This is a genomic window from Pseudoxanthomonas suwonensis (assembly GCF_010093235.1).
Classification (GTDB): domain Bacteria; phylum Pseudomonadota; class Gammaproteobacteria; order Xanthomonadales; family Xanthomonadaceae; genus Pseudoxanthomonas; species Pseudoxanthomonas suwonensis.
Map to the genome: position 1 here is coordinate 1 of NZ_PDWP01000051.1, position 9145 is coordinate 9145.

Annotated in this window: 9 protein-coding genes; 8 read left to right on the forward strand and 1 reads right to left on the reverse strand. The window is 67.4% G+C overall.

Annotated features, from left to right (window positions below):
• Positions 1-812: 812 nt before the first annotated feature.
• The 8 genes from CSC68_RS15555 (at position 813) to CSC68_RS15585 (ending at position 7507) form a co-directional block, all read left to right on the forward strand.
• Positions 813-2900, forward strand: coding sequence for an alpha-L-arabinofuranosidase (locus CSC68_RS15555; RefSeq protein WP_162204512.1), 2088 nt, complete (start codon positions 813-815; stop codon positions 2898-2900).
• Positions 2901-3100: 200 nt separating this feature from the next.
• A complete protein-coding gene (locus tag CSC68_RS15560) occupies positions 3101-3367 on the forward strand; it encodes a hypothetical protein (RefSeq protein ID WP_162204513.1) in 267 nt (88 codons plus the stop codon).
• A 294-nt stretch (positions 3368-3661) separates the two neighbouring features.
• Entirely contained in the window at positions 3662-3850 is a 189-nt protein-coding gene (locus tag CSC68_RS15565) for a hypothetical protein (RefSeq protein WP_162204514.1), read from the forward strand.
• A 63-nt stretch (positions 3851-3913) separates the two neighbouring features.
• Positions 3914-4396 (forward strand): hypothetical protein, encoded by a 483-nt coding sequence (locus CSC68_RS15570; RefSeq protein WP_162204515.1) that lies wholly within the window; start codon positions 3914-3916, stop codon positions 4394-4396.
• A gap of 212 nt (positions 4397-4608) precedes the next feature.
• The gene (locus tag CSC68_RS15575; protein WP_162204516.1) at positions 4609-4923 is read left to right on the forward strand and encodes a hypothetical protein; all 315 of its coding nucleotides are present in this window, start codon (positions 4609-4611) and stop codon (positions 4921-4923) included.
• Positions 4924-4975: 52 nt separating this feature from the next.
• Entirely contained in the window at positions 4976-5818 is an 843-nt protein-coding gene (locus CSC68_RS15580) for a glycoside hydrolase family 11 protein (RefSeq protein WP_162204517.1), read from the forward strand.
• A gap of 101 nt (positions 5819-5919) precedes the next feature.
• Positions 5920-6357: a hypothetical protein gene (locus CSC68_RS15995; RefSeq protein ID WP_246193640.1), complete on the forward strand. Its 438-nt coding sequence runs from the start codon at positions 5920-5922 to the stop codon at positions 6355-6357.
• Positions 6358-6643: 286 nt separating this feature from the next.
• A complete protein-coding gene (locus tag CSC68_RS15585; RefSeq protein WP_162204518.1) occupies positions 6644-7507 on the forward strand; it encodes a hypothetical protein in 864 nt (287 codons plus the stop codon).
• A gap of 1270 nt (positions 7508-8777) precedes the next feature.
• Here the strand turns inward: CSC68_RS15585 and CSC68_RS15590 are convergent.
• On the reverse strand, positions 8778-9145 hold a 368-nt coding region (locus CSC68_RS15590), incomplete at its 5' end, for a DbpA RNA binding domain-containing protein (RefSeq protein WP_246193637.1).

Sequence of the window (9145 nt, forward strand, 5' to 3'; positions counted from 1 at the left end):
CGGGCTGGCCGCAGCCGCTGCAGCAACGCCGCACGCCCTCCTGCGGATCAAGCTCGATCACCAGCCAGCGTTGGCCGCCGCGCGGCTCGCGATGCCAGCGGCTTACGCCATATCCCGCCCAGCCTCCGAGCGGGGACATACAATCCAACTCGGCCACGGCCGGCCCCAGTTTGTTGCTTCGACACCAGCAAGTCTGCCGGGTCGGCCGTGTGCCTCTCTCCCCTTAGTTGGGAGAAGAACCTTATTTTTCCGGCGCCGAGCGTCGCCAGCCGCAGGGCCGGATCTCCCGGTTTCTCCGGCCAGCACTTTCACTTGTCTCAGGAATCGATCGTTGTCGAAGGACTTATTGGGGGCGTGTAGTCGCGTGGTCCGCGCTCCATCCCTTGGTCGAGTGCGCGAAACGTGCGCGGTACGCGACTTGGCAGGCGGGATCCGTGCGACGTCCCACCATGGCCGGGCGCGAGGATGTGCTCCATCCGCGCTGTGCCAACCGCCCGTTCTCCGGCGTACTACCTGACCACCGCGGGCCACGGCACGGCTCTGGTGCAGCTTCCGCCGGCCAGGCGGCTGTGCGTGCCCCCCGCCGGCACGTTGAACGGACGTTGGGCGGGCAAAACGCACTGCCGCGGCGCGTCCCAGCCATGTCCGGATTGGCATGTTTCAGCGCGTGATCCGCATTGCTGTGGCCGGGGAGCGGCCGCACGGCCGTGGCTATCCTATGCCGGCGCGGGGCGATGCCCATGGCTGGCGGCACGGCGGCACCTGGCGCGGTGCCGCATCAACCGAACGGACCATGCCGGAGGTGAGGACTGATGGAGCATCAACACAAGGTGGACCTGATGCGGCGCAAGCTGCTGCTGGGTTCGGCGGCGTTGGGTGTGGCGGCGTGCATTCCGCCGGTCTTCGCGGCCTCCGGCGGCATCACTGCCACCATCAATCCCGCAGTAACGCGTCCGCCGATTTCGCCGATGATCTACGGCGGTTTCATCGAGCACATCGGCAACCTGATCAACCACAGCCTGTGGAGCGAGACGCTCGACGACCGCAAGTTCTATTACGGTGTCCTCGCCGAGCGCGACAGGAAGCCGGACGATCGCCGCGGCGCGATGGGCTTCATGGAAAAGTGGGTGGCCGTCGGGCCGGTCTCGGCGATCGCGCTGGATACCGAACGAGCCTGGGTGGGCGCGCACAGCCCGGTCGTCACCGTCAACGGCTCGCAGGAGCGGGGGATGGTGCAGCACGGCCTGGCCCTGAAATCCGGTACGCCTTACGACGGCCGCATCGTCCTGTGGGCCGACCCGGGGGTGACGGTCACCGTCAGGCTGGTCCGAGGGAATGGCGGCAAGACGCTCTCCACCCGGGTGCGCGCGTCCTCGCAGTGGCAGACGCAACGCTTCCGTTTCGATCCTGGCATGGACACCACCGACGCGCGGCTGGAGATCGTTGGCCAGGGCCATGGCCGCTTCGGCGTGGGCGCGGTTTCGCTGATGCCGGCGGACAACGTGCGCGGGTTCCGCGCCGACACCGTGGCGCTGATGAAGCAGATGAACTGCCACATCCTGCGGATGCCGGGCGGCAACTTCATTTCCGCGTACGACTGGGAGAACACCATTGGCGACCCCGACCGGCGCCCGCCCGTCCTGGACCCGGTGTGGAACGCGGTGCAGCCCAACGACGTGGGCGTGGATGAGCTACTGCAGCTGTGCGAGCTGATCGGATGCGAGCCATTCTGGTGCGTGAACACCGGCTTCGGCGATCCGCGCTCCGGCGCCCAGCTGGTCGAGTACGTCAACGGCAGCGCCGACACCGAGTGGGGCGCGAGGCGGGCGGCCAATGGTCGCGCCGAGCCTTATCGCGTGAAGTACTGGGCGGTGGGCAACGAGATGTACGGCCACTGGCAGTACGGGCACATGGCCCGTGACCAGTACACGGTCAAGCACAACATGTTCGTGGACGCCATGCGCAAGGTGGACCCGGACATCTACATCGTGGCCCCCGGCGGTTTCGTCGACGAGATGACCACCGGCCAGGGCATCTTCATCGAAGGCCAGCCGCAGGTGCATGTGGGCGCGGATCGCGACTGGGCCTACGGCATGTTCAAGGACAGCTGGGGCAGGTTCGATGCGCTGGGCACCCACGCCTATCCGCCCGGTGGCAAGCGCTTCGACCTGGCCACCGGCAAGCTGGTGGATGTGACCCAGACGCTCAACGAGTGGGTGCACCAGATGCCCGACCGCATCCGCACCATGGTGGATGCCTGGGAGCAGTACAAGAAGCACTTCCCGGAACTGGAGAAGGGCAGCGTCAAGGTGTTCTTCGACGAATGGGCCTTCCATTTCGAGGACGACCTCAAGGGCGCCCTGGCCATCGCCGCCGCGTTCCACGAGTTCTTCCGCCACACCGACTTCATCGCGATGGCCGGCTACACCATGGCCACCGCGTGGATGAACTTCGACCGCACGCGCTCGCAGATCAGCATCAAGGGGCGGATGTTCCAGTTCTACCAGGAGCGCTTTGGCACCGTGCCAGTGGTGGTCAACGGCAATTCGCCCACGCCGCCGCCGAAGTACCCGGTCGGCGGCGACCAGCCCAGCGTCAATACCGGGGGCGATACGTATCCGCTGGACGTGTCCGCAGCGCTGACCGCTGATGGCCGGACCCTGGCCGTGGCCGTGGTCAACGCCACCGAGGCGCCGCACAGCTTCTCGCTCGCGTTGCAGGGCTTCAGGCCCAAGGCGGCGGGGCGCTGCTGGAAGTTCAGCGGCCCCGGCCCGGACGCGAAGAACCCGCTTGGGGAGCCGGAGCAAGTCGGTGCCAGGGAGTCGACGTTCGACGCCTCGGCCGGGTCCCTGACCATCGCCCCGGCAAGCGTGGAGATCTATCACTTCGAGCGGGCCTGACCGTGGCAGGTCGTGCCCGGCTGGTTGCCTGGGCACGACCCGCGTGGAAAGTATCAACCGCGTGCGGACACAAGGTCAGGTTCGCTCTTCCGCCGCGGGGCGCGGCGGGCCGCGCGGTCTGACGTTCGATGCCCCGATCCGGGGGAGTCGGCAATGCGCATCTCCGCGCCGGGCCACCAGCGCGAGGAGCCGATGGACCCGTGTGGGCTGGTGCTCGATGGTTACTCGGGCTGTCGCCGACCACCTACAACGGCGGCGATCACCGGTTCCTGGACCTGTCGTTCGCCATTTGTACGGACGAAGCCGCACCGGGAAGCTACGGGCCGCCGGGAGGCCTGACCATCACCACCGACGATGGCCGCCTGTGGCAGCGTCGCGGGGCCTGGGAACGGCACGCCAGCGCGCCCGCCGAGCAGCGCACCGTTGAGTTCACCCGGCGTGTGGAGCGGCCCACATTGCCGCTGTAAACGGGTGCAGGCGAACGTCCGAAGAATCCGGGTCGTTCCAACCTGACCGTTTGTACCCGGCAGATCCGAGTTCACGCCCTGCATTATTTTAGGGAAATTCCCACCCGAGCGGCCTGCGTACTCTGGTATGGAGGCGTGGGCGCTTCTGATTGTCTGTGAAAAGTCCCCCTTGCACACTCAACTGGGCTGCCGACGCGGTCAGGATGACAGGCGGCACGCCGCGGGAAGAGTTCACCAGGAGCGCCCTGGAACCCGGGCACAGGGTTTTGTGCCAGAAATGGACAGGAGGTCCGTATGCGTGAGCTGAATATCTGTGAGTTTGAAGTGGTCAGCGGCGGCGTTGTCAAGGCACTTTTGCGGGCGGGCGCTGTCGAAGCTGCCAAGCAGGCGGCGGGCGCTATCAAGAATATGATCGATAACGCCGAAGAAGGTCAGGTCGACATGGGTAACCCCAATAATCTGGCCAATGTTTATGGGGCATAAGTAACGCTGGCCGGGCCGCTGCCAGGCCCGGCCTTCCAGATCACTGCCGCCGGAATCCCCCCCATGATCCAGGTAAAGAGAGGGCCCGAACTGAAGGAACTGCTGGTAACCGTTCTACTGGCTTCCGCGATCAGCTTCACCTTGGCAATCTCTGTCGCCTTTCTGATCGTGAGCTCAGGGCGGGAGGTCGTCGGCGCCGACGTGGACTCGGCCAATCTTGCGACAGTAATCCAGGTCGGTGTTGTCGGACCGCTGGTCGAGACAGCTTTGATGGCCGTGATGATCTCGTTTTTCTTCAGGCCACTCCTGGAACGGGATATCCCCGTCATGCTCGCGAGCGCGCTGGCCTGGGCTTGTGTGCACGGATTCTTCGACCTGTACTGGGGAGTGATCGTTTTTCTTCCGTTCCTCGTGGACACGAAGGTCTATCTCAAGTTCCTGAGGTTTGGCTTCCGGTGGGGATTTGCCGCGGCGACGGCCACCCACGGACTCCACAACCTCGCGGCAATTTTCCTGCTTTACCTATGGGAAAACACAGGGCAATAGGAGTAGGGACTTTTCCTGCGCTGGGCGTAGCCCGCAGCGTGGTCTGGGCTCCAGATTTCTCCCGACCAGCCGTCATCTGTCTCCGGAATCGATCCTTGCCGAAGGACATCTTCTGGCGCGTGTGGTCGCGCAGCCGATCCTCCCCGCCCGGTCGAGCGCCTCGGGAACAGGGGCGGCAGGTTGCCCGGCGGTCGGTTGGGGCGCAGGAGGGAGTGATCAAGACGGTGCGGCGCAAGGACATCGACGCCCTGGTGCTGGGCCCGAACGGCGTGCCCAGCCAGATCGGCTGCCCGGACTTCTATGCGCCCAAGTCCGGGCAGCCGGACCAGTGGCTGGACGCCGTGTGGCTGGATCCGCGGGTCGGGAATGTCGAGGTGGGGCCGGTGGCGTCGGCGCGGCAAGGAAGAGTAGGCGTCGAAGGTCCGGACCCGGCGCGCCATGCCTGGGCGGGATGGGCGAGGGGAGGCGAGCGACGTGTTGCCTGCGAGCGACATCGGATATGCGATGCGACCCGCGTCCTTGGCTAAACCCCGCCGACAAGCCATGCTCCAGCTTCGACCCAAAGCTGACTCGGTAATCATGACCTATCGCTTCACCCAGGCACTTCTGACCTCCGCCCTGATCCTGGGCATCGCCGGCTGCGGTTCTTCCTCGACCCCTGATGCGGACATCGATGCGGCACAGCAGCCGCCCGAGGCCTCTGCCGCGGAGCAGGCCAAGCCGCCGATCAGCAAGTTCAAGGCCTACACCCAGCGCTTCGGGGGCGAGACCCTGCTCACCCAGAGCCATGCCACCGGCCACGTGGGCGACTGGTTCTTCACCCACTGGAAGGATGGCGGCGAGGCCTCGTTCAAGCTGGATCCGCAGGGCAACTTCAAGATCGACTGGATCGGCGGCGACTACAACTACGTCGGCGGCCCGGGCTGGGAGCGCGGCGACCGCAACCGCGTGATCGGCTACCACCTCAACGAGGACTCCGGCGCCAGCTACGTCACCCTGTATGGCTGGGGCTACAACAAGGACATGGACCCGACCGACCCGGCCCACCTGGTCGAGTACTACGTGGTCCAGCGCGGCGTCCGCACGCCGGGCCAGGGCGGCGAGGAGGGCGTGAGCTTCACCAGCAACGGCGTGGAGTACACCACCATCCGCACCGTCCGCCGCGAGAAGCCCTCGATCAACAACACCGCCACGTTCTACCAGTACTGGAGCAAGCCCAAGGAGCAGCTGCCGCTGGGCCAGGACCACAAGATCATCTTCGCCGACCACGTCGCCGCCTGGGAGCGCAACGGCTGGAAGCTGCCCGACATGGACAACTTCGACGCCAGTGACGACCCGACCTACCAGGTGTTCGCGGTGGAGGTGTTCATGGTGGAGAAGGGCGGCACCGTTTCGGGTCGGGTGTGGGATGCCGGCCCCTAGTAGCGGGATCCGGGAAGGCGTCTGGGGCGTCCCCTTAGGAGGGGGATGCTCCCAACTGCATATGACCCAGGGTCAAGGTTGAAGGTTGTCGCAGGGGAATGATGATGGGGGGAAGGGAGCTGGCAGGTCTGCTGCTACTCGCGCTAGCACTGGTGGCTGCAGGTGCGGAGGCGCAAACCGTGCGCGCCCAGGCGCCTCGCGGGCAATACAAGCCTGCATCGCCCGCACCGCGGCAGCCTTACAACTCGATGGCGCGCGACACGACGCCTTTCAATTGCGAGGAGTATCGCGGCCACCCACATCCGGGCATGGTCGGGTTCTGCGAAGGAGTGGAGCGTTCGGTACTCAAGGCAGAGGCACGGATGCAGGGGCGCCCGGCACCTTCCGCGAGCGTTATCAACCTGCCACCAATGGGTAGCGCAGAGGCGCGCGAACTGGGATACGCATGCATCGGCGGCCAGGCCATGCGGCGACTGGAGAACGGCTGGGAGCAGGTCCTGGCCCGCGAGGGCGGCTGGCAGCGCTGTCGCGGGGGTTAGATGCCGTCCGCTGCCTGCACGGGCGCTCGTCGGTGTTGATCCGGGCCTTCGGCTCGAGCTGCAATGCCCGGGGTGTTGCGAGCACTGGGCGCGAGGTGGCCGGTTTGGCCAATCCAGGGCGAGTGTGCGAGCCAAGCCATCCGCCACCGCATGGAAGTAAGGCGGCGTCCGGATATGTGATCCGTGCATCGGCGGGGAGCGCCATACCGGGGCGTTTCCATTCATGCGTCGATACACTCCGGCCACACCGTCGACGAGGGAACGAACGATGCGGCATGGAATGGGGGTGTGGCTGCTTTCCGCCTGCGTGGCCCTGGCAGGGTGCGGGGTGAACCAGGAGGGGGAGGCGCCCGGCGGTAGTGGCAGCGTGCGGGGTAATGCGCAGGGGGCACAGGATGGCGGCTGCGTCCGCTATTACGCCGACGGCAGCGAGGTTGCCGAGCGGGGACGGCTGGTGCAGCTGGATATCCGTTTCAGCTACCAGGCCGCGCGGTCGGCGACGGCCGGGTCGGGCGATACGACGATGGAGCTCGATGCGCATTCGGTGGTCGAGGGCACGGCCAGCCAGCTGGCCTGCGCCTGGGATGGCGACGGCGCGGTGCAGTACGAGGTGAAGCGCGCGGTTGGCGATGGTCCGCCGTTCGCGGCCACGCACACCGGTTCGGCGCAGTTGTCCGGCACCCGCGTGACCCGCGCCGACGGGGGGAGCATCCACGAGGAGGTCGAGGTGTCCGGTCCACTGGAGACGCTGCGCGTGGTTTCCATGGATCCCTGGTCTGGTCCCGGCACGCAGGCCTGCGTGCGCGTGGCGTACGACGCGCCGCTCACCGGGCGCGCGTTCATGCGCATCACCGGCGATGGTGGCGTGCGCGAGGAGGCGATCGCGCCGACCGGCCTGGTCACCGACGGCTACTCGGCCTTGCATCCGCATGAGGCTGGTGGTGGCGTTTACCGCTTCTTCGAGCCGCGGTTCGCGATCTGCACGGGGCAGGCCGAGGCCGGGAAACGGACGGATTTCCCGATGGGCATGAGCATCAGCGAGGACGGCCTGTCTTGGGAGCGCAGCGGGCCATGGGAGCACCACATCAGTTCGCCGGCCGAGGAGCGGATCGTGGACTTCAGCCTGCGCGTGGTGCCGCCGACGTTGTAGTCCGGACAGGCGGAGCGCGCCGCGCTGCTGCGGTGCCAGGACGCGCCGGGGGGGCGGCGCGTCGTCCCGTGCCGCGCGTTGGCGCCGGATGTCGCAGGTGTGCATGACGGGGCGACGTCGCAGGCGTGGCAGGACCCCGGATGCGGCCTTCGGCCTTATCCGGGCTACGCATTGCGAGGTCATGTAGCCCGGGTAAGCGAAGCGCACCCGGGGACCGGGCGCAGTGTGCCGCGGATACGTGGTTGGCCCCGGATGCGGCCTCTGGCCTTATCCGGGCTACGCATTGCGAGGTCGTGTAGCCCGGGTAAGCGAAGCGCACCCGGGGACCGGGCGCAGTGTGCCGCGGATACGTGGTTGGCCCCGGATGCGGCCTTCGGCCTTATCCGGGCTACGCATTGCGAGGTCATGTAGCCCGGGTAAGCGAAGCGCACCCGGGGACCGGGCGCAGTGTGCCGCGGATACGTGGTTGGCCCCGGATGCGGCCTCTGGCCTTATCCGGGCTACGCATTGCGAGGTCGTGTAGCCCGGGTAAGCGAAGCGCACCCGGGGACCGGGCGCAGTGTGCCGCGGATACGTGGTTGGCCCCGGATGCGGCCTCTGGCCTTATCCGGGCTACGCATTGCGAGGTCATGTAGCCCGGGTAAGCGAAGCGCACCCGGGGGAACGGGCGCAGTGTCCCGCGGATACGTGGTCGGGCCCGGATGCGGCCTTTGGCCTTATCCGGGCTACGCATTGCGAGGTCGTGTAGCCCGGGTAAGCTAAGCGCACCCGGGGAACGTGGCGCAGTGTGCCGCGGATACGTGGTTGGCCCCGGATGCGGCCTTTGGCCTTATCCGGGCTACGCATTGCGAGGTCATGTAGCCCGGGTAAGCGAAGCGCACCCGGGGAACGGGCGCAGTGTGCCGCGGATACGTGGTTGGCCCCGGATGCGGCCTCTGGCCTTATCCGGGCTACGCATTGCGAGGTCATGTAGCCCGGGTAAGCGAAGCGCACCCGGGGAACGTGGCGCAGTGTCCCGCGGATACGTGGTGGGGCCCGGATGCGGCCTTTGGCCTTGTCCGGGCTACGCATTGCGAGGTCGTGTAGCCCGGGTAAGCGAAGGGCACCCGGGGAACGGGGCGCAGTGTCCTGCGGATATGTGGGCGGCCCCGGATGCGGCCTTTGGCCTTATCCGGGCTACGCATTGCGAGGTCGTGTAGGGAAACGGGCGCAATGTCCTGCAGATACGTGGTCGGGCCCGGATGCGGCCTTCGGCCTTCCGGCTACACGGTCAGAGCTTGCGCACGCGGAAGCGGCGGCCCTTGATCCTGCCGGCTTCCAGCCGCTGCAGCGCCCGGCCCACCTGCGCGTTGGCGATGGCCACGTAGGAGCGGGTCGCGCCGATCACGATCTTGCCGATGGCCGGGCCGGGCAGGCCGGCCTCGCCGGTCAGGGCGCCGAGGATGTCGCCGGGGCGCAGCTTGTCGGTCTTGCCGCCGTCGATGCGCAGGGTGGTCATCGGTGCCTGCGCCGGCTGGGCGGGGCGGCCGGTGGCCAGCGGGGCGGTCTCGCGGGGCGGCGGGGCGTCCCGGGCGGTGGCGGCCTGCCCGTCGCTGGCGTGCGCGAGGCCGGCGGGCAGGACACGGGCCCGGGGACGTG